Raw genomic sequence first — 18,961 nt, forward strand, 5'->3', positions numbered from 1 at the left:
CGCCCCGGCTGCGGCTCAGCCGATGACCTCGCCGGTCTCCTCGCCGTAGCGGTCCTTCATCGCGGTCGGGACGATCTCCAGGGTGAGCCCGGGGAGCGAGGCGATCGCCGTGCGGCCCGCAGCGGCCGGCATCGCGGCCGTGAGGTCGTCCAGCGCGGCCGGGGGCACGTGCACCTCCAGCACGCCCTCCTCCGGCTCCGCGACGGCGAACGCGTCCGCGGGCAGGAACGCGAGCACCGTGTCCTCGGACCGCAGGACCAGCTCGCGCCCGAACGGGAGGCGGCCGCGCAGCGAGTCGGCGATCGCCGGGGCCTGCAGCGCGCCGAGCCGCAGCGTCGTGGAGCCGCCGTCGCGCTCCCAGTGCGCCGTGGACACGTACAGCATCCCGCCGCTGGAGCCGTCCCGCGCGATGCCCTCCTCGACGGCGCGGGCGACCTCGGGGTCGGCGAGCAGCGACCGGCGGTCGATGTCGGTCACGAAGAGCGGCAGGTGCGGGGCAAGCGCCGCCGTCAGCCCGTCGGCGTTCCACCGGCGCAGCGCGTCGTACTCCTCCATCGCCAGCCCGACGACCTGGAGGAACACGACCTTGCCATGCGGCGTGGAGATCTCGCCGAGTTCCGGGTCCTGGACGAACGTCACCGCGCGGATCTCCGAGTCGTCGCGGTCGGCGGCGATCGGCCCGTTGACGTTCATGTGGTGGCCGGCCTCGAACCAGTTGCCGGACGTGAACACGTACCGGCCGAGGTTCTGCAGCAGGTTCGCCGCCCACACCGGCGGCTTTTCCTCGGCGGGGTCGCGGGCGAGCCGGAACGTGAACTCGAAGCCCCAGCCCGACTCGTCCGGGTCCTCCGATTCCTTCGTGTACAGCTCGGTCATGCCGTAGGACACGAAATGCCAGTGCGGGACGGGCTCCATCCGGGCGTAGACGCTGATCCCGTCGAGCGGGTCCGGACCGCCCAGCGCCCATTTGTGGATGGTGCCGAGATGGTACGGCTCGGTGTCGCCGTAGAGCGGGCGGAGGGCGGCGTCGATGGCGTCCCAGCCGGGCGATTCGTCCATGAATGATCACGATAACCGTCCCTGCGGTGATGCGCCGCCCCTAGGCTCACCTTGGGAAATTTCCTGGGGGAGTGCGAACTTTTGACGTGTCGCGGAGGTCTCACCTAGCAGACTGGCGCCAGGGTGGCGCGGACCGGACGGCACATGTCCGAGCCGGTGGTTTACTGGGGTCGCGTTGGCGCAGAGGGGGGACACCGTTCGGCGCGCTCGGCCCTCGTGCTCCCACTTGATCGCAGGCACCTACCCGCACCCGAGAAGGAGTTAGGCGGCATGAGCATGGGCCACGAGGTTCGCTACCGCGTGCGCGGCGGCCGGCAGCTGCACGGCACGGTCTTCATCCAGGGGGCGAAGAACGCCGTCCTGCCGATGATCGGCGCCTCGCTGATGGCCGCCAAGGGACGGACCGTGCTGCGCAACGTCCCGATCATCGAGGACGTGCGGCGGGCCGTGGAGCTCGCCCGCGCCGTGGGCGCGAAGGCCGAGCTGCACGAGACCGAGCGCACCCTGGTCATCGACGCCTCGTCGCTGAACAGCCCCGTCCTGCCCGCGGACATCGCGTCCCGGTTCCGCGGCTCGTTCCTGTTCGTCCCGGCGCTGCTGCACCGCCTCGGCGAGGCGGTCATCGAGGGCGTCGGCGGCTGCAACCTCGGCAGTCGCAACCTCGACTTCCACTACAACGGCTTCAAGCGGATGGGCGCCACGGTCACCGAGCAGGTGGCCGACAACGGCGACGGCATCATCCACATCAAGGCGGGCGACCTGCGCGGCGGGACGCTGTACTGCGACACCCCCTCGCACACCGGCACCGAGAACCTGATCATGGCGGCGGCGCTGGCGCACGGCACCACGCTGATCAAGAACGCGGCGCTGGAGCCCGAGGTGCTCGACAACATCGCGATCCTGCAGGCGATGGGCGCCAAGATCAGCGGCGGCGGCACCGGGTTCATCACGGTCGAGGGCGTGGACGAGCTGACCGCCGTCGAGCACACCGTGATGCCCGACCGGATCGACGCCGGCGTGTTCGTGATGGCCGCCGCGATCACCGGCGGCGAGCTGAGCCTCGTCGGCGCGTCGCTGGAGCACCTCGGCGTCGCCGCCGACAAGCTGGAGCAGATGGGCGTCGAGTTCCACCAGCAGGGCGCCGTCCTGCAGGTGCGCCGCGACCGCACGCTCCGCCCGATCAACGTCATCACCGACGAGTACCCGGGCTTCGCCACCGACCTGCAGTCCCCGATCATGGCGCTGTCGTGCCTGTCCGAGGGGCCGTCCTACATCTACGAGCGGATCTTCGACGGCCGGTTCAAGCTGGCCGACGAGCTGCGCAAGATGGGCGCCGACATCGAGGTGGACGGCAACCGCGCCAAGGTCAACGGCCCGCGGCCGCTGCGCGGCGCCGAGGTCGAGGCGCACGACCTGCGCTGCGGCAGCGCGCTCGTGCTCGCCGGCCTCGCCGCCGAGGGCGAGACGACGATCACCTCCGCCTACTACCTGGACCGCGGGCACGCCCACACCGCCGAGCGGCTGTCCCAGCTCGGCGCGGAGATCGTCCGCGAGGAGGGCTAGCCCCTCGCGGGCCCGGAAACGGCCGAATGTGGCCCCGCCCTGACCAACTCCGGGTTCGCACCTGACGGGGCGTGTAACGCCCGGACTGGAATTTCCGGAGCCAAGCGTTACCGGACGACTACGCACCGCCGCCGCCCCTTCTCGCACGCACCGCCGGACCGGCGCCCTGACCTGGGAGGAATCCCGGAAAGCGCGCCGGATCCGGCCGGTTCGTCATCCGGTGATAAAGCACCGGCGATGATCACTGGACCCGCCCGGACGGATCACGCGTCTTTCGACTGCCGTCGACATCGACACGTCCGTATTTCGGCCCCCAGGTAAACCAAACCGGCACCGCAGGGGTCCCTCCTGTACATGAGAGCGTCAGGAGGGGCCCTTCGCCATGATTTCGGGTCTTGTTTTTCAACTTCGGACGTCCGAAGATGCTGGATCGAGACTGCCCGAATGGTGACAAATTACTGACCAGGGGGTCGCGTAGGTTACTTTTTCGCCGCACTCTTGATTCGATTTCGCGTCTGGGCGTCACATCTCGTCGCCTTGACCCGATCTGCCAGGCAGAGGGCCCCCGTCCGCTGGGGGCGGGGCCCACGGGACGGCTCCGTCCGCCTCCGCGGAGGCGGGAGGGGCCGCGGGAAGGCGAATCGCACGGAACGCGGTGCTGGGTCAGAAGGCAGGGGCGACAAGCCATGAGTCAACCGTTGGGCGAGACGTGCGCGGACAGGTGGTCGGGGCGGTGCCCCCGCCGAGAGGACGGACCGGAAGCGAGCGATCATCGATGACGGCGGCACGCACGGGGTCGGTCACGCCCGATCTCACGATCGGCGTCGTGGGCCCCCACGACCTCGTCGAACGGGTCATGCTGATGGGCCACGGCCCCACCCCGGTACCGAGCCGGCTGGTGGCCGCCGCGTACCGGGACGAGCAGGAGGCGGCCGACAAGGTCGTGCGGCTGGGGTCGGGCGTCGACGTCTGCCTGTTCGCCAGCCCCGTCCCCTACGACTTCGCGCGCAAGGCCGGCGTGCTCACCATGCCCGCCACGTACGTCCCGCTGAACGGCGCCGCCCTCCAGGGCGCGCTGCTGCGGGCGTCCCTCGACGAGCGCTTCGACCCGGCCCGGGTCAGCATCGACGTGCTCGGCCGCGCCGAGGTCGAGGAGGCGTACTCCGAGATCAGCCTCGGCACCGAGCAGGTGCACCTGCGCGAGGAGGCCGCCGGCCCCGGCACGCTCGCCGCGTTCCACGAGCGGCTGTGGCGGCGCGGCGCCACCACCGTCGCGATGACCTGCGTGCACGCGACCGCCGAGCGGATGGAGATGGCGGGCGTCCCGACCATCCGCGTCCGCCCGACCGGCGCCGCGATCCGCAGCTCCCTCCAGACGGCCGCGCTCCTCGGCGCGCACCACCGCCTCGAAGAGTCGCAGCTCGTCGTCGTCCTGGTGGACGTCCCGACGCTCCGCGAGACGCCCCGCCGCGTCACGCCCCGCTACTGGCGGGACGAGCTGAAGCTCGCGCTGCACCGCGTCCTGCTCCAAGAGGCGCACCGCATGAACGCCTCGGTCTGGCCCTTGGACGACCACAGCTACCTGGTCATCGCCACACGCGGCTCTGTGACGACGTCCACCGAGGGCTTCCGCACACCGCCCTTCGTGGAGCGCGTCCGTGAGGAACTGGGCCTCGCCATAGAAGTCGGCATCGGCATGGGCCGCACGGCTCACGAAGCCGAGAACCACGCCCGCGCCGCCTTGGCCCGTTCCCAGAGCTCCCAGCGCGCGCAGGGCTTCGCCTTGGACCGCGATGGCCGCGCCTTGGTCCCCGCTCCGCGCACGCCCCCGCGCACCCAGCCGCAGGCGAAGCCGAAGGGCCTGGAGATCCTGGCCCGCCTGGCCGACAAGCTGGGCGACCAGGAGCAGCCCCTCATCGTGGACGCGGAGAACGCCGGCAAGATGCTCGGCGTCACCCCCCGCACGGCCCGCCGCCTGCTCCGCACCCTGGTCGAGGAAGGGCTGGCCTGGCCGCTCCCCCCGAACCGCACCCCGCAGCCGGGCCGCCCCCGCCAGCTCTACCGCCTGATCGTGGAGAAGTTGGGCCCGGCCAAGACGACCTGACCGTGACGGGCTGATGGAGCGCAGCCCCGCGCTCCATCAGCCCGTCACGGCGCGAGAGCGCTCAGCCCCTCTCCTTGGCGACCGCTTCCCGCACGGCCGGAACGACCTCTCCCGCCCAGCGCCCGAGGGACGGCGCGTCCGGTGTGCCTCCGTCCGGGGAGAAGAGCATGAAGCCGGACGCACCGTGCTCCAGTACCGCGCCGGTCAACTCCTCGGCCCACTGCTCGGCCGACCCGCCGATCCAGCGTCCGGCGGCGTCCCGGGTGGCGGGCAGCGGACGGTCGGTGATGCGTCCGGGGAAGTTGAAGACCGTGCGGATCTCCTGCGGGTCGCGGCCCGCCGCCGCGGCCGCCTCGTCGATGACCGGACGCGACGTCCGGTACCGCTCGCTCAGCCAGTCCGCCGCGTGGCCGGGGATCCAGCCGTCGGCCGCCCGGCCCGTCGCGGCCAGCGACTTGCGGCCGACGGACCCCGTCCACACCGGCGGCGCGACCGCCGGGGCCGGCGCGATGCCGTCCACCCGGTAGTGGCGCCCCGCGAAGGTGACCGGCGGACCGCCGCCGGACAGCTTCTTGACCAGCACGATCGCCTCCTCGAAGGCGTCCACCGCCTCGGCCGGGGAGAGCCGCGGCACCCCCATGTCGGCGATGCGGTCCCAGATGCCGCCGGCGCCCATGCCGACGACGACGCGGCCTCCGGACAGCGCGGCCAGCGACGTCACCGTCCGCGCGAGCATGGGCGCGGGCCGGGTCGGCAGGTTGGTCACGTTGGCGAAGCCCGCGATGCGCTCCGTCCGTCCGAGAAGGAAGCCGACGGACGCGTAGGCGTCGAGCCGCTCACCGAGGTAGGGGTGGTCGGACAGCGAGAACAGGTCCAACCCGTCCCGATCGGCCTGCTCGACCATGCGCATCAACGCGGGCTGATCGTCGAAGGTGCTGTGCGCTCCGAAACCGAAAACAACGTCATGTGCGGTCATTGCCGTGCCTTTCGTTCACTTGGGCCCTCACCACGCCTACGCCTCAAGCGCGCGCTCGCCCGTGCTCAGCCCAGGCGCCGAGAACACCGCGTCCGGCCGAGCCAGGGCGCCTTCGCGCCACGGGACGCACCGCCCTCGCACTCCTCGCGCAGGCCGCACACGTCACGAAAGAAGGCTCGAGTTCGTAGTACGAACCGTAACAGTTCGTCCTACGAACAACAAGACCGCGATCACGAAATCGGCTTCGACTCAGGCCGTGGGCGTCTCCTCTTCCGGTTCCTTGAAGACCAATGGGGCCTCATTGTCGAGAACGATCCGGCCCAGCAGGCGGGCGAGCAGCTCGCGCTCCTCCGGGCTGAGGCCCGCCGGCAGCTCGTCGATCCGCCGGCAGGTCTCGGCGTAGAACTCGCCGGCCAGCTCCGCGCCCCGCTCGGTCAGCGCGACCCGGACCGCCCGCGTGTCCCGCGGGTCCGCCTCGCGCCTGACCAGGCCGTTCCGCTCGGTGCGGTCCACCAGCCCGGTGAGGCTCGACTTGGCCAGCCGCAGCATCGCACCCAGTTCGCTCATGCCGTACGACCGCGACATCAGCACGCAGAGCAGCTGCCCCTGCTGGGGGGTCACCCCGTACTCCCGGCCCGACTCGGCGTACACAGCGTTCACCAGGAACGAGGACCGCACGAGCGCGGCCACGACCCCGATCCGCCCATCTTCTTGCTCAGCCACCTGGCCAGGCTAACACCGGGCACCTTCGATAATTCGCGCAACGAACTGCCTCGAGGCGCGCCGCAGCCTGGCATGCTCGCCGACATCGCCACCGCGCTCGCCGCTCTGTCATCGGTGCTGAACATGTCACCGAGGGGCGATTGTCGGTGGGAGGCCGAAGCGGTCCAGAAGGTCGGGGTTGTGGAAGGCGGTCACGGCGGCGATCGACGGGCCGCGCAGGGTGAGGACTTGGACGGCGAACGCCTCTCCGTCCACGTACATCGCGAAGCCCGGTTGGCCGTTGGCGCGGAGCGGGAGCAGGCGGACGCGCTTGGCCTGGAGTCTGGCCGCGAGCAGCCCGATGACGTTGTCGCGGCCCGCGAACCAGGCGGGGTTGGGCGGCATCTGCCACACCGCGTCCTCGGTGAGCAGCCTGGTCAGCGTGGCGATGTCGGCGCGTTCGAAGGCGTCGGCGTAGCGGTCCAGCAGGGCGCGCTGCTCTCGTTCGGCGGGTTCGGCGATCTGGTCTGCCGCCGGTTCCAGGCGGTCCAGGCGGGCGCGGGCCCGTTGGAGGGCGCTGTGGACGGCCGCCGGGGTGACGCCCAGGACGTCGGCGGCCTCTTCGGCCGGCCAGGCGAGTACGTCGCGCAAGATCAGGACGGTCCGCTGCTGCGCGGGCAGGTGTTGCAGGGCCGCGATCAGGGCCAGGCGGAGCCCGGCCCGTCCGGCGACGATGGCCGCCGGGTCGGCCTGCGCGTCGGGGATCGGCTCCAGCCAGGGGACCTCCGTGTCGCGGGGGCTGGGCGCGGTCGGGTCGGTGGACGGGCCGCCCAGGCCGGCCGGCAGCACGCGGCGGCTGCTGTGCCGCAGCGCGTTGAGGCAGGCGTTGGTCGCGATCTTGTAGAGCCAGGTGCGCATCGAGGCGCGTCCCTCGAAGTCGCGGTACGAGCGCCAGGCCCGCAGGTAGGTCTCCTGGACGAGGTCCTCGGCGTCCTGCACGGACCCCAGCATCCGGTAGCAGTGCGTCAGGAGTTCGCGCCGGAACGGCTCGGTCAGGCGCGCGAACTCGTCATGCGGCTGTTCGACCATGGTCATGTGATACGCCTCCCTCGCTTGTACGGACACCCGTGCGGGGGCGTATTCGTCGGGTCGTGCCCGGCCGATTCCGCCGCGCCGCCGGTCGGTACGGACATGGACAGAAGATGGGTTCTGGGGCTCGCCTCGGCGGCCTCCGTGATGGTGGCGCTGGACGGCACCGTGGTGGCGACGGCACTGAGCCGGATCCGGCTGGATCTCGGCACCTCGATCGAAGAGCTCGAATGGACGGTGAACGCCTACAGCCTGAGTTTCGCCGTCCTGCTGATGACCGGCGCCGTGCTGGGCGACCGGTTCGGACGGCGGCGGGTGTTCACGCTCGGGCTGGGGCTGTTCACCGCGGCCTCGGTGGCGTGCGCGCTGGCGCCGGGCGTCGGCTGGCTGATCGGCGCGCGGGCGGTGCAGGGCGCCGGCGCGGCCCTGGTGATGCCGCTGGCGATGTCGCTGCTCAGCGCCGCCTATCCGCCGAGGGACCGGCCGCAGGCGCTCGGGCTCTTCGCCGGGCTCACCGGGCTCGCGGTCGTCGCCGGGCCGGTGGTGGGCGGCGCCGTCACCGAGGGCCTCGCCTGGCAGTGGATCTTCTGGCTGAACCTGCCGATCGGCCTGGTCGTCGTCCCGCTGGCGCTGCGCCGGATCCCGGAGAGCCGCGGCGGCGCGGCCCGGGTGGACGCGGCCGGGCTGCTGCTGGTCAGCGGCGCCGCGCTCGGGCTCGTGTGGGGGCTGGTCCGCGCGCAGGCCGCCGGATGGGGCAGCGTCGAGGTGGCCGGGTCGCTGGCCGCGGGTGTGGTCTGCGGCGTCGGTTTCGTGGTCTGGCAGCGGGCCGCCGCGCAGCCGATGGTGCCGTTGGGGCTGTTCCGCCTGCGCGGGTTCGCGGCGGGCAACGCCGCCGGGCTCTTCCTGTACGCCTCGCTGTACGGCTCGCTGTTCTTCGCCGCGCAGTACTTCCAGACGGGGCGCGGTGACGAACCGCTGGCGGCCGGTGTGCATCTGCTCGCGTGGTCCGGCTCGGTCTCACTCGTGGCCGCCGGGGCGGGACGGCTGGTGAACCGGGTCGGAGCCCGGCCGCTGGCCGCGGCGGGCCTGGCGTTGCAGGCGGCCGGGATGGGCTGGCTCGCGCTCGTCGCGACGCCCTCGGTGCCGTACTGGGAGCTGATCGCGCCCATGCTCATCGCGGGGGCGGGCGTGAGCACGGCGATGCCCGCCGCCCAGAGCGCCGTGCTCAGCGCGGTCGCGCCCGACCAGATCGGCAAGGCGTCCGGCGTGTTCAACACGGGACGCCAACTGGGCGGCGTGTTCGGCGTCGCCGTGCTGGCCCTCGTGTTCGGCCAGGCCGGCGGCTACGCGGGGCCGGGCTCGTTCACCGACGGGTACGTCGCGGCGACCGCGGTCAGCGGTCTGCTGTCGCTGGCCGGTGCTGTGGCGGCCCTGGCCATCCCGGGCCGCCACGCTGCTCCCGCCCCGGCCATGCGCCGCACGGTGACGGCGGCCGGTCGTCCCTAGTTGCGGTGGGGGAAGGCCCTGGCGACGGTCAGGAAGGCGTCGTTCTCCTCCGGGGAGCCGATGGAGACCCGGGCGCCTTCGCCGGCGAACGGGCGGACGCTCACCCCGTGGGCGTCGCAGGCGTCGGAGAACTCCATCGTCCGGTCGCCGAGGCGCAGCCAGACGAAGTTCGCCTCGGTCGGCGGGACCGTCCAGCCGTCGGCGAGCAGGGCGCCGCGGACGCGGTCGCGCTCCTTCACCGTGCCCTCGACGCGCTCCATCAGCTCGTCGGTGGCCTTCAGGGACGCGATGCCGGCGGCCTGGGCGACGGAGTTCACGCTGAACGGCAGGAACGTCTTGCGGATCGCGCCCGCCACGTCCGGGTGCGCGACGAGGTAGCCGATGCGCAGGCCCGCGAGGCCGTACGCCTTGGAGAACGTGCGCAGGACGGCGAGGTTCGGGCGGTCGCCGCGCAGGGTGAGGCCGTCCGGCACCTCGTCGTCGCGGATGTACTCGCGGTACGCCTCGTCCAGCACCACCAGGCAGTCGGCGGGGACGCGGTCGAGGAACGCCTCCAGCTGGGCGCGCCGGACGATCGTGCCCGTCGGGTTGTTCGGGTTGCAGACGAAGACCAGCCGGGTGCGGTCGGTGATCGCGTCGGCCATCGCCTCCAGGTCGTGGGTCTCGTCCTTCAGCGGCACCTGGACGCCCGTCGCGCCCGACAGCGACACGAGGAGGGGGTACGCCTCGAACGACCGCCACGCGTACACGACCTCGGCGCCCGGCTCGGCGACGGCCTCCAGCAGCATCTGCGTCATCCCGACCGAGCCGCAGCCGACCGCGACGTGGTCGGCGGGGACGCCGCAGAACGCGGCGATCTCCTCGGTCAGCGCGGTCGCGTTGTTGTCGGGGTAGCGGTTGACGTTCCGGGCCGCCTCGGCGATCGCGTCCACGACCGACGGCAGCGGACCGTGCGGCGACTCGTTGGACGACAGCTTGTACGAGCGGCCCTCGGGCGACACCACGACCTTGCCGGGCTTGTAAGCCACGAACCGGTCGAGGACGGAGCGGAAGCGTGGAGTGGTTGCCTCGGACACCGTTGTCCTCCAGATTGCACAGGGGTGATGACCCTCAGCCTACGCAGCGTCCCTCATCATCCAGCAAACGGCCACGATCCGGACGAACTCCCAGTCGCCGGGGTCGTGCGGCCACCAGCCCCGGTTGAAGGCGTCCTCCGCGAACTCCGTCAGGTAGCCCATCAGCTCGTCCGGGCCCGGGGCGCCCAGCTCGTCGCGGAGCGCGGCCACATGCTGGTCGACGGCGGCCGCGAGGCCCGGGGAGCCGGCCATCTCCTCGACGCCGGCGTCCCCGATGTCGCGGACGAGCAGGCCGAGCGCTTCGTCACCGTTCACAGCAGCCGAAAATAGCAACCGCCCCCCGGTGGGTGCGACGTCGCCCCAGGTCAAGCCCGCGGGCGCAGCATCGGCGGGCGGAGCTGCCGGGCGTCGCCGCGGCGGTACAGCCGGGCGGGGCGGCCGCCGTCGCGCGTCGTGGTCCGGTCGGTGGGGATGAGGAACCGGTCGGCGCCGGTGACCTTCCGGTGGAAGTTCCGCGGGTCGAGGCTGGTGCCCCACACGATCTCGTAGACGCGGCGCAGCTCGGCGACGGTGAACTCGGGCGGGCAGAACGCGGCGGCGAGCGAGGTGTACTCCAGCTTCGCGCGCGCCCGCTCCATCCCGTCGCAGAGGATCCGCCGGTGGTCGAACGCGGCCCGGTCGTGGTGGACGAGCTCGTCCACGGCCGTCCACAGCACCTGGGCCCGGCTGGAGGCGGGCAGGTCGGGCGCCAGCCCCAGGTAGGCGACGCTCACGACCCGCTGCCGGGGGTCGCGGTCGGGGTAGCCGTAGGTGGCGAGCTGCTCCAGGTGGATGCGCACGTCCGCGAGGCCGGCCCGCTCCGCCATCAGCCGGGACGCGGCGACCGGCAGGTCCTCGTCCAGCTGGATGAACCCGCCGGGGAGCGACCACGCTCCGTCATAGGGCGCCCGGTCGCGCCGCCACATCAGCGCGCACAGGCGCTGCTCCCGCACGGTGAGCACGACAAGATCGACGGAGACGGCGAGCCGGGGCACGGACATGCTTCGAACTTAGCGTCAGTGGACGTCCCCTAACGCCAAGAAGGCCCGGCGGTGCCGGGCCTTCAGCGGTGTCGGGGGGACGGTGTCAGTCTTCCTTGGGGACCTCTACGGCCGGGACGGCCGGGGCCGGGCCGTTGTGGCCGTTGGCGGCGGGCTGGGCGTTCAGGTTGGCGAGCAGCTGCCGCGCCACCCCGAGGCCGGTGCCGCCGAGCGTCAGGGCCTTGGCGAGCATGTCCTCGATGCCCTCGGCGCCGTTCAGCACGACCATGTTGTCGACGTTGCCGAACACGCCCGCGCCGGCCTCGACGATCTGCGGCCACTGCTCGGCGAGCTGCTGCGCGATGACGGCGTCGGTGTTCTCCGCCAGCGCCAGCGCGCGGGCCTTGATCGCCTCGGCCTCGGCGAGACCCTTCTGCCGGGTCGCGTCCGCCTCGGCCTCACCGAGGATGCGGGTCGCCTCCGCCTCGCGCTGCGCGCGCAGCTGGATCTCCGTCGCGGCGGCCTGCGCCTGGGCGATGCGCTCCTCGCGCTCGGCCTCGGCCAGCTTCACCTGCTCGTACGCGCGGGCGTCGGCCGGCTTGCGGATCTCGCTCTCCAGCCGCTTCTCGGTGCGCTCGGCCTCCAGCTCGGCGTTGCGGGTCTCCTTGAGGATGACCTCCTGCCGGGCCTGCTGCGCGGCCTGCTGCACCTGGCCCTCGTACTCGGCCTTCTTGATCTCGGTGTCGCGGATGACGGCGGCGTTCTGCCGCTCGGTCTCCTGCTCCCGCTCGGTGGCCTCCTGGTTGCGCTCGGCCTCGGCGATGCGGGCCGCGGCGGCGACCTTCGCGGCGTGCGGGCGGCCCAGGTTGGTGATGTAGTCGGTCTCGTCGTCGATCTCCTGTATCTGCAGGGAGTCGACGACCAGGCCCAGCTTGCTCATCTCGTCGGCGGCGGAGCTGCGCGTCTCGCTGGTGAGCCGCTCCCGGTTGAGGATGAGGTCCTCGACGGTCAGGTTGCCGATGATGGAGCGCAGGTGGCCGGTGAACAGCTCGTGGATCGCGCCGTCCATGGACGCCTGCTGCTCCAGGAAGCGCCGCGCCGCGTTGGCGATCGAGACCAGGTCGTCGCCGACCTTGTAGATGACCACGCCGCGCACCTTGACCGGGATGCCCTGCTGCGTCACGCAGTTCACTTCGAGGTTGGCGGCGCGGCTGTCGAGCCGCAGCCGCCGGGCGACCTGGAAGCCGGGCAGGACGGACGTCCCCTTACCGGTCACGATCTTGAATCCGAGGCTGTCCACGCCGTCGAGCGGCTTGGACTTGGCGCCGAGCCCGGAGATGATCAGAGCCTCGTTCGGCTCGGCGACCCGCCAGACCATCTTGAACAAGATGATCAACACGATGATGGCGACGACGACGCCGATCGCCACGGCGAGCACGGGCATGCGGCCTCCTCTTCAGATGTCGGTGCGGCGGGCAGGGCCCTCCGCGTTTCCCCTCAGACGCGCGGGCGGCGCGTTCGGTTCTCCCCGGTGGTGGCCTCATCGGGCCACCGTGCGGCGGGGCGGCCACCGGGGGGTCGCCGCGCCGGCGTCACTGGGGCAGCGCGGGCGCCACGTACACCGTCCGGGGCGGGTGGTACTCGACCACGACGATGATCGACCCGACGCCGATCTCCTCGCGCGGGTCCACGGGGTGCGCGTAGAACGCCTCGACCCCGCCGCGGATGGGGATCATGACCTCGCCGACGAGCCCCGGACCGATCCGGCCGGTGACCCGGCCCTCCTTACCGATCAAGCACACCCCCGCTGGGAACGAGCCCGGGGCGTCCGCCCCGTGTAAGCCGAACCGTATCCGCTCGGCGAGACCGACGGCGAGCCGCGTGACTCACGGCAGCACGCGCTCGGCCTGTTCGTGCGCCTCGCGGGCGAGCCGCTCGGCGTCCTCGCGGGTGGCGTTCGGGCCGAACACCGACACGGTGGCGAGGTAGTGGCGGCCGCGGAACACCACGTACCAGGTGCGGGCCCGGGCGTCGCCGCCGGTCGTGGTGACCCCGACGGTGCGCGAACCCTCCCCGATCTCGCCCTTCGGCGTCTCCACCACGCGGTGCTCGGCCCACTGCGAGCCGACCTTCGTGCGGAACCGCAGGCAGCCGGACGGGACGCGCGCGTTGACCTGCTTCTCGGCGTCGGCGGCGGACATCCCCATCAGCGTCTCGGTGGCGGTCTGCCCGGCGGTGCCGGTGAAGGAGACGAGGGCGGCCGGGACGTCGCTCGCCACGGTGCCGCCGGGACGCGCCGTCCCGCAGCGGGGCTTGTCCAGGGTCGCCTCGCGCTGCAGCCTGGCGGCGTTCTGGATCGCCTTCAGCGACCCGTACTCGCCGGAGTCGGGCTCACCGGCCCGCCGGTAGCCGGGGGCCTCGCCGAGCAGCGCCTGCGCGAGCTGGTCGGAGGTGAATCCGATGCCCGCGACCTCGGCCCGCGCGGTGCCGCCGACCTCCCGCGCCCGCTCCCCGCCGTTCCCGCACGCGACCGCGGCGGCGGACACGGCGGCCAGCACGATCGCCAGACTCCTCTGCGCCATCCCGCGACATTACGGCCCGAACCCGCCCGGCTCCGCCGCCGACACGCGCGCGGTCAGCTTTGTTCGGCCCGGTCGTTGTACTCGGCGGCGTAGTCCTGGCCGGACATCTTCTGGATGGTCTCGACGATCTCGTCGGTGATGGCGCGGCGGGCCTTGGCGGGCGGCAGGTCGCGGTAGTGGGAGAAGTCCATCGGGGGGCCGATCCGCACGGTGGGGCGGGGGCCGAAGACGCGCGGGAACCCGGCGCCGATGGGCTGGATCTTCTCGGTGCCCTCCAGCGCGACCGGCAGGACGCGGGCGCCGGACTCCAGGACGAGCCAGCCGACGCCCGTCCGGCCGCGGTAGAGGCGGCCGTCCGGGGAGCGGGTGCCCTCCGGGTAGATCGCGAACGCGCCGGCGTTGTCGAGGACCTCGGCGGCCTGCTCCAGGGCGCCCATCGCGGCGCGGCGGGCGCCGCGCCGGACCGGGACGTGCCCGAGGTTGGTGAGGAACCAGCGGACGAAGCCCTTCTTCAGCCCGCCGCCCTCGAAGTAGTCGGCCTTGGCGATGTAGGTGACCGGCCGCGGCACCGCGAGCGGGATGATGAAGCTGTCGATGAACGACAGGTGGTTGCTCGCCACGATCAGCGGCCCGTAGCTCGGCACGTTCTCGCCGCCGATCACCCGGGGCCGGAAAAGCAGCCAGAGGATCGGGCGTACGACCCGCGTCATGAACGTGTAGAACACCAAGCCTCCCGAATTCGCCACCGCCACTGTAACCTCTGCGCCGATCCGAGCCCGAGTCAGCGTCCGTCTTTCCCGCCAGGAGGCGGGTAAGAAATGGCCAAAGCCCAGGTCAAACGGGCTGCGGACGGGATTGCCGGGCCATTCTTACCCTTCAGTAAGTTTCTCTTGAGTAAGTTATTGCCTCCGTTTCCCGGATGACCCCGGACGCATCCGGACGCCCCGGACGGCATGTCGGGTAGAGTCTGGACGTGGGACCGGCAGGGGCGTCCGGTACGGCGTTACGGTCCGGTACGGCGTTACGGTCCGGGACGCGGGCGGCGGGCCCGGTCCCCATTCCCGGTGAGAGCTTGGAATGCGGGCACGGGTGCGCGATCCTGAGGAGTCACCTGAGATGGCCGGGTACCACCGGAGTGGGGCGTGAGGTGACCATGGACTTCGACATCAGCCTGATGCGCGACGACCGCTGCACCGTCGTCCGCGTGCAGGGCGACATCGACGTGGTGTCCCGGACGCGCTTCGAGGAGGCCCTCTTCGAGGTGGTCGAGACGGGCGAGCCGATGGCCGTCGACATGCGCGAGGTGACCTTCTGCGACTCGACGGGCCTGAACGCGCTCGTCGCCGCCAACCGCCGCGCGATCGAGCGCGGCTCCCACATCGCGCTGGTGGCGCTGCCGCCGCGCGTCCAGCGGGTCTTCCGCATCACCGGGATCGACAAGTTCATCCCGATCTACGACACGCTGCGCGAGGCGATCGTCTCGTTCCCGTCCACCACCACCCCCTGACACGCGGGGGCCCGGCGGCGGTCAGGTGCAGCCCTCGAACTGCGGGACGCTCGTCGTCAGCTTCAGCCCCGACTCGCCGAACCACTTCTTGAGCAGGCGCTCGGCGGTGCCGTCCTGGTACATCGCGGTGATGGCCCGGTTGACCTCCTCGCAGCCCTTCAGGTCGCCCTTCTTGAGGCCGACGCCGTACTTCTCGTCGGTGAACGGCGCGTTGATCATGCGGCCGGGGCGGCCGGCGGCGAACCCGGCGAGGATCAGGTCGTCGGTCGACACGGCGTCGAGCCGGCCGGCGGCGAGGGCGTCCATGCACGCGCCGTAGGTGTCCACGGTGACCGGCTTCGCGGCGACCTTGCGCTCCTCGATGACGCGGCGCCAGGAGTTGGAGCCGGTCACCTCGCAGATCCGCTTGTCCTTCAGGTCGCGGACGTCGCGGATCGCGGCGGCGTCGGCGCGGACGAAGGTGTCCTGGTGGGCGACGTAGTAGGGGCCCCCGAAGGTGACCTTCATCTTGCGCTTCGGCGTGATCGAGTAGGTCGCGACGATCATGTCGACGGTGCCCTTGGCGAGCGCCTCCTCGCGGACGGACGAGTTCGTCGTCCGCCACGTGATGCGGCTCTTCGGGACGCCGAGCCGGCCCGCGATGTAGGTGGCGACGTCGACGTCGAAGCCCTCGTACGTCCCGTCCGGGCGCTTGACGCCGAGCGCGGGCTGGTCCTCCTTCACGCCGATGACCAGCGAGTCCTTGCCGGCCACGGACTCCTTCTCGGCGCCGCCGAGGCCGCAGCCCGCGAGCACCGAGGCGGCCAGCACGGCGGCGGCCGCGGCCCGGGCGGTAGTGGTGGTGGCGCGCATGGTCTGCTGCTCTCCTCCGGTCAGCGGAACTCGGCCAGCCGGGGACGGATCCCCGCGAGCACCAGCAGGGCGATGGCGGCGGCGCCGGCGGGCGGGACGGCGTTCCAGCCGCGCAGCCCGCCGTCGGCGTCCTCGATCGCCTCGTCGAAGGCGTCCTGGTGGACGGCCGTCAGCGCGCTGAGCGCCGCGTCGTAGGCGCCGAAGTCGCGGATGGCGTTGGACGTGCGCCCCATCCGCAGGTCGATGGCCCCGGCCCGGTTCCCGGACGCCGCGAGCCGCCGCATCTCCGCGTCGTTGCGCTGGACGACCCGGTACGCCGCCAGCGTCTTCGCCAGCGTGTCCGCCTCACGGCCCCTGTCGGTCGTGCGCGCCTCGTCCCCGAAGAAGCCGAGGAACGGGACGGCGCCCTGCCCCGCCTTGTACGGGGCGACCTTCTGCTCCAGGCCCGCGTAGTAGTTCTCCAGGTTCACCGGCTTGTCGCCGAGGTCCGGGTAGATCACCGCCAGCGACTTGTCGAGGTAGGTCTGCTCGTAGGTGTCGGCGCGGCCCGGGTCGAGCAGGTAGCGGCTCTCGTCGGCGAACGCGCTGTGGCTGATCGCCCGCGCCCGCGACAGCTGGAGGATGGAGTCGAACCCGTCCTCCTTGGCCTTCTTGATGTGGCCCGCGTGCGCCGTCAGCAGGCCCGCGCCGACGGTCGTGAGGGCGATCGCGCCGAGCGTCGCCAGCACCAGCGCCGGGTTCAGCACGCGGCGGAACGTCCGGGCCAGGTACAGCTGCGTCGCGATCAGGAGCAGCAGGACGAGCAGCCCGGTGACGGCGACCCAGGTACGGCCCGCGAGCACCGCCGACCGCTTCGTCTCGTACGACTGCCGGACGTGCGCGCCGCTGTCGAGCGTGATGTTGTACGCCTTCGGGAGCAGTTGCAGCTTCATCAGGTCGCTCGCCTCGCGGTAGGCGTCGATGACCTGGGGCGGCAGCTCCCCCGGCGCGTGGTTCGACTGCGCGTCGAGCTGCATCGCCCGGCCGACCAGCCACTCGTAGCGGCCGAGGCCGTCCAGCACCTCCTGGACGGTCAGCTTCAGCGCGGGGTCGCGGCCGGCGAGTTGCGCGGCCTGCACCGCCGCAGCGTGCGCGTCCGCGCGGCGCTTCTCGTACGTCCGCAGCGACGCGTCGTAGCCGATGCCGAGGTTGTGCTCGCGGCCGATCAGCAGGATGTTCGACACCTGGGCGTCCATGTCGCTGAGCGCGAAATACAGCGTGCCCGTCGCGACGACCTGCGGACCCGCGTCGTGCCCGATCGTCTGGACGGAGTCGCGCGCGTTCCCGATCGCGACGGCGAGGACGGCCAGCAGCGCGATCAGCGCGGCGAGGCAGAGCACGGCGTGGGCCCGGACGCGGCCGGGGATCGTCCGCGTCCAGCCGCCCCGGAAGAACGCCCGCACCCGGCCGCCGCGCTGCGGTTTCGCGTCGGCGGGAGGCGGGGCGGGGGGCACCGGGGCGGGGGGCGTCCGGGGAGCGGGAACCGCCGGCTGCGCGGGACTCATCGTCATGGCGGGCCCTCCTGCAGGGACAGCGTGATGGTCGTCCAGGCGCCCACATGGATGCGGTCGCCGTCGCCCATCGGCACCGGCACGTTCACCGGAATCGGCTCGGTCCCGCCGTTCACCGTGGTGCCGTTCGTCGAACCGGGGTCGACGAGGTTCCAGGAGCCGTCCGGCTGCGCCAGCAGGACGGCGTGCAGATGCGACACGCCGGGGTCTTCGGGCGGCGTGCCCAGGTCGATCTCCGGGAGGAGCCCGCGGGACGCGCTGCGCCGCCCGATCCTGACCTGCCCGCCGCGCAGCGGGACGCGGCGCTCCGGGCAGTACGGCGGGAACGTCAGGCCCGCCGCGTCCGGCCCCATCTCGGCGAGGACCGCGTCGAAGTACGTGCGGTCCGCCGCGACCAGCGCGGCCGGGCCGGACGCCACGGCCGGGGCGCTGCCCGTGCGCGGCTGCGGCACCAGCGGCACCGCCCGCGCCGCGCGGTCGATCGACAGCTCGACCGTGTAGAGGGTGCCGGTGTCGAAGTCGTAGCCGTCGGCCTCGCAGAAGCGGCCCGAGCGCGGCGTCCCGCAGTGCGGGCACACCGGCGGCTCGGCCGGCTCGGCGGACCGCGGGGCGGCGATGGCGTCGCCGCAGACGTCGCAGTACCGACCGTCCGCGGACGTGTGCCCGTTCGGGCAGACCGGCATGGGCCTCAGCCTCCCGCCTCGTCGCCGTGCCGGGTGCGGACGGTCCGGACGGAACGGGTGTCGAGCGACATCTCATCCGCCTTCGCCACGTCCCGCTTCAGCCGGACCGTGCCGGACGCCTCGTCCACCACATCCACGACCCGGTCGAGCAGGCCGGAGATCTGCTCGTTGCCGACCTCCCGCGCCAGCACCACCGCGCGGCCGAGCCGGGCGGTCGCGGTGTCCTCGTCGCCGCGGCGCCGCGCCTCCAGGCCCTCCTGGATCGCCTCCGCGAGCTCCGACTGCCCGGTGTGGTGCGCGACCCGCCGGTTGATCGACGTCGAGCGGGCCTCGTCGTCCGTCCACTCGGCGAGGACGTTCCCGGACCCGAGGACCTGGTCGGCCGCGAGGAGCTTCACCCATGCAGCCCGCATCTGCCGCCCGACGTCGCCGGGCTGCACCTCGACGCACAGGTGGTACTCGCGGGCCTCGCTCCCCCACGCGCCGAGCGGGTAGTCGCCCGTCTGCGCGCCCGAGTCCACCCGGCGGTCGGTCAGGTCCTCCACGGCCGGGACCATCTGCTTGACGAACCGCAGCCGCGCCTGCTGCGGCGTCCACACCCGCAGCGCGACGTCGGCGACCTCCTTGCCCATCGCGGCCCGCGTCATCGCCAGGAAGTCGGCCTCCAGGTCGGCGGGGTCGGGGACGTCCAGG

18 protein-coding genes and 1 pseudogene are annotated in these 18,961 nt (G+C 72.4%); 4 read left to right on the forward strand and 15 right to left on the reverse strand.

All coding sequences use genetic code 11. The features are described 5' to 3' along the window. Positions 1 to 15: 15 nt before the first annotated feature. Positions 16 to 1,059 (reverse strand): suppressor of fused domain protein, encoded by a 1,044-nt coding sequence (locus tag AB0K34_RS01225; protein ID WP_364544434.1) that lies wholly within the window; start codon positions 1,057 to 1,059, stop codon positions 16 to 18. Between the two features lie 276 nt (positions 1,060 to 1,335). On the opposite strand from AB0K34_RS01225, the gene murA reads away from it, so the two are divergent. Next, positions 1,336 to 2,622 (forward strand): UDP-N-acetylglucosamine 1-carboxyvinyltransferase, encoded by a 1,287-nt coding sequence (gene murA, locus AB0K34_RS01230; RefSeq protein ID WP_138636172.1) that lies wholly within the window; start codon positions 1,336 to 1,338, stop codon positions 2,620 to 2,622. 775 nt (positions 2,623 to 3,397) lie between these two features. Continuing rightward, complete coding sequence (locus AB0K34_RS01235; protein WP_138636161.1) at positions 3,398 to 4,726, forward strand: transcriptional regulator; 1,329 nt, start codon at positions 3,398 to 3,400, stop codon at positions 4,724 to 4,726. A gap of 61 nt (positions 4,727 to 4,787) precedes the next feature. Here AB0K34_RS01235 and AB0K34_RS01240 read toward each other — a convergent pair whose 3' ends face one another. From AB0K34_RS01240 to AB0K34_RS01250, 3 genes are all read right to left on the reverse strand, one after another. Then, positions 4,788 to 5,702, reverse strand: a complete 915-nt coding sequence (locus tag AB0K34_RS01240) for an LLM class flavin-dependent oxidoreductase (protein WP_364544437.1) — start codon at positions 5,700 to 5,702, stop codon at positions 4,788 to 4,790. A 249-nt stretch (positions 5,703 to 5,951) separates the two neighbouring features. After that, complete coding sequence (locus tag AB0K34_RS01245) at positions 5,952 to 6,425, reverse strand: MarR family transcriptional regulator (RefSeq protein WP_205719207.1); 474 nt, start codon at positions 6,423 to 6,425, stop codon at positions 5,952 to 5,954. Positions 6,426 to 6,551: 126 nt separating this feature from the next. Beyond that, positions 6,552 to 7,499 (reverse strand): sigma-70 family RNA polymerase sigma factor, encoded by a 948-nt coding sequence (locus tag AB0K34_RS01250; protein ID WP_364544440.1) that lies wholly within the window; start codon positions 7,497 to 7,499, stop codon positions 6,552 to 6,554. A 96-nt stretch (positions 7,500 to 7,595) separates the two neighbouring features. Between AB0K34_RS01250 and AB0K34_RS01255 the strand changes: the two genes are divergently transcribed. Beyond that, positions 7,596 to 8,999 carry an MFS transporter gene (locus tag AB0K34_RS01255; RefSeq protein ID WP_364544442.1) on the forward strand — a complete coding sequence of 468 codons (1,404 nt, stop codon included), beginning with the start codon at positions 7,596 to 7,598 and terminating at the stop codon, positions 8,997 to 8,999. Here the strand turns inward: AB0K34_RS01255 and hisC are convergent. The 7 genes from hisC to AB0K34_RS01290 form a co-directional block, all read right to left on the reverse strand. Continuing rightward, complete coding sequence (gene hisC / locus AB0K34_RS01260; RefSeq protein WP_138636165.1) at positions 8,996 to 10,075, reverse strand: histidinol-phosphate transaminase; 1,080 nt, start codon at positions 10,073 to 10,075, stop codon at positions 8,996 to 8,998. The two genes, AB0K34_RS01255 and hisC, sit on opposite strands and share 4 nt — an antisense overlap. A gap of 39 nt (positions 10,076 to 10,114) precedes the next feature. Further along, positions 10,115 to 10,390, reverse strand: coding sequence for a DUF6401 family natural product biosynthesis protein (locus tag AB0K34_RS01265; RefSeq protein WP_089328706.1), 276 nt, complete (start codon positions 10,388 to 10,390; stop codon positions 10,115 to 10,117). A 50-nt stretch (positions 10,391 to 10,440) separates the two neighbouring features. Then, positions 10,441 to 11,115 carry an NUDIX domain-containing protein gene (locus AB0K34_RS01270; RefSeq protein ID WP_301173742.1) on the reverse strand — a complete coding sequence of 225 codons (675 nt, stop codon included), beginning with the start codon at positions 11,113 to 11,115 and terminating at the stop codon, positions 10,441 to 10,443. An 85-nt stretch (positions 11,116 to 11,200) separates the two neighbouring features. After that, complete coding sequence (locus AB0K34_RS01275) at positions 11,201 to 12,538, reverse strand: flotillin family protein (protein ID WP_301173741.1); 1,338 nt, start codon at positions 12,536 to 12,538, stop codon at positions 11,201 to 11,203. Positions 12,539 to 12,686: 148 nt separating this feature from the next. Next, the gene (locus tag AB0K34_RS01280) at positions 12,687 to 12,890 is read right to left on the reverse strand and encodes a hypothetical protein (protein ID WP_138636168.1); all 204 of its coding nucleotides are present in this window, start codon (positions 12,888 to 12,890) and stop codon (positions 12,687 to 12,689) included. A gap of 90 nt (positions 12,891 to 12,980) precedes the next feature. Next, a complete protein-coding gene (locus tag AB0K34_RS01285) occupies positions 12,981 to 13,676 on the reverse strand; it encodes a hypothetical protein (RefSeq protein WP_364544446.1) in 696 nt (231 codons plus the stop codon). A 53-nt stretch (positions 13,677 to 13,729) separates the two neighbouring features. After that, positions 13,730 to 14,401: a lysophospholipid acyltransferase family protein gene (locus AB0K34_RS01290; RefSeq protein WP_171068965.1), complete on the reverse strand. Its 672-nt coding sequence runs from the start codon at positions 14,399 to 14,401 to the stop codon at positions 13,730 to 13,732. Positions 14,402 to 14,829: 428 nt separating this feature from the next. Here AB0K34_RS01290 and AB0K34_RS01295 point away from each other — a divergent pair, with 428 nt between their 5' ends. Then, the gene (locus tag AB0K34_RS01295) at positions 14,830 to 15,183 is read left to right on the forward strand and encodes an STAS domain-containing protein (RefSeq protein ID WP_138636170.1); all 354 of its coding nucleotides are present in this window, start codon (positions 14,830 to 14,832) and stop codon (positions 15,181 to 15,183) included. 21 nt (positions 15,184 to 15,204) lie between these two features. Here the strand turns inward: AB0K34_RS01295 and AB0K34_RS01300 are convergent, their stop codons facing one another. The 4 genes and pseudogenes from AB0K34_RS01300 to AB0K34_RS01315 all read right to left on the reverse strand — a co-directional run. Then, positions 15,205 to 16,035: a glutamate ABC transporter substrate-binding protein gene (locus tag AB0K34_RS01300; protein ID WP_301173738.1), complete on the reverse strand. Its 831-nt coding sequence runs from the start codon at positions 16,033 to 16,035 to the stop codon at positions 15,205 to 15,207. A gap of 20 nt (positions 16,036 to 16,055) precedes the next feature. Continuing rightward, the gene (locus AB0K34_RS01305) at positions 16,056 to 17,585 is read right to left on the reverse strand and encodes a hypothetical protein (protein ID WP_364544450.1); all 1,530 of its coding nucleotides are present in this window, start codon (positions 17,583 to 17,585) and stop codon (positions 16,056 to 16,058) included. Next, entirely contained in the window at positions 17,582 to 18,268 is a 687-nt protein-coding gene (locus tag AB0K34_RS01310; RefSeq protein ID WP_301173736.1) for an FHA domain-containing protein, read from the reverse strand. Before AB0K34_RS01310 ends, AB0K34_RS01305 begins: the two co-directional genes overlap by 4 nt. A gap of 5 nt (positions 18,269 to 18,273) precedes the next feature. Further along, positions 18,274 to 18,961 (reverse strand): annotated as a pseudogene (locus AB0K34_RS01315) (hypothetical protein); the annotation flags it as partial.

The sequence above is a fragment of the Actinomadura sp. NPDC049382 genome, assembly GCF_040677125.1.
In the GTDB taxonomy this organism is placed as follows: Bacteria; Actinomycetota; Actinomycetes; order Streptosporangiales; family Streptosporangiaceae; genus Spirillospora; species Spirillospora geliboluensis.

Bases quoted from the DNA above. Each gene is read 5' to 3' on its own strand.
- AB0K34_RS01225 (WP_364544434.1), bottom strand. From the start codon at position 1,059: ATGGACGAATCGCCCGGCTGGGACGCCATCGACGCCGCCCTCCGCCCG.
- murA (WP_138636172.1), top strand. From the start codon at position 1,336: ATGGGCCACGAGGTTCGCTACCGCGTGCGCGGCGGCCGGCAGCTGCAC.
- AB0K34_RS01235 (WP_138636161.1), top strand. From the start codon at position 3,398: ATGACGGCGGCACGCACGGGGTCGGTCACGCCCGATCTCACGATCGGC.
- AB0K34_RS01240 (WP_364544437.1), bottom strand. From the start codon at position 5,702: ATGACCGCACATGACGTTGTTTTCGGTTTCGGAGCGCACAGCACCTTC.
- AB0K34_RS01250 (WP_364544440.1), bottom strand. From the start codon at position 7,499: ATGACCATGGTCGAACAGCCGCATGACGAGTTCGCGCGCCTGACCGAG.
- AB0K34_RS01255 (WP_364544442.1), top strand. From the start codon at position 7,596: ATGGACAGAAGATGGGTTCTGGGGCTCGCCTCGGCGGCCTCCGTGATG.
- AB0K34_RS01270 (WP_301173742.1), bottom strand. From the start codon at position 11,115: ATGTCCGTGCCCCGGCTCGCCGTCTCCGTCGATCTTGTCGTGCTCACC.
- AB0K34_RS01275 (WP_301173741.1), bottom strand. From the start codon at position 12,538: ATGCCCGTGCTCGCCGTGGCGATCGGCGTCGTCGTCGCCATCATCGTG.
- AB0K34_RS01285 (WP_364544446.1), bottom strand. From the start codon at position 13,676: ATGGCGCAGAGGAGTCTGGCGATCGTGCTGGCCGCCGTGTCCGCCGCC.
- AB0K34_RS01295 (WP_138636170.1), top strand. From the start codon at position 14,830: ATGGACTTCGACATCAGCCTGATGCGCGACGACCGCTGCACCGTCGTC.
- AB0K34_RS01300 (WP_301173738.1), bottom strand. From the start codon at position 16,035: ATGCGCGCCACCACCACTACCGCCCGGGCCGCGGCCGCCGCCGTGCTG.
- AB0K34_RS01305 (WP_364544450.1), bottom strand. From the start codon at position 17,585: ATGACGATGAGTCCCGCGCAGCCGGCGGTTCCCGCTCCCCGGACGCCC.
- AB0K34_RS01310 (WP_301173736.1), bottom strand. From the start codon at position 18,268: ATGCCGGTCTGCCCGAACGGGCACACGTCCGCGGACGGTCGGTACTGC.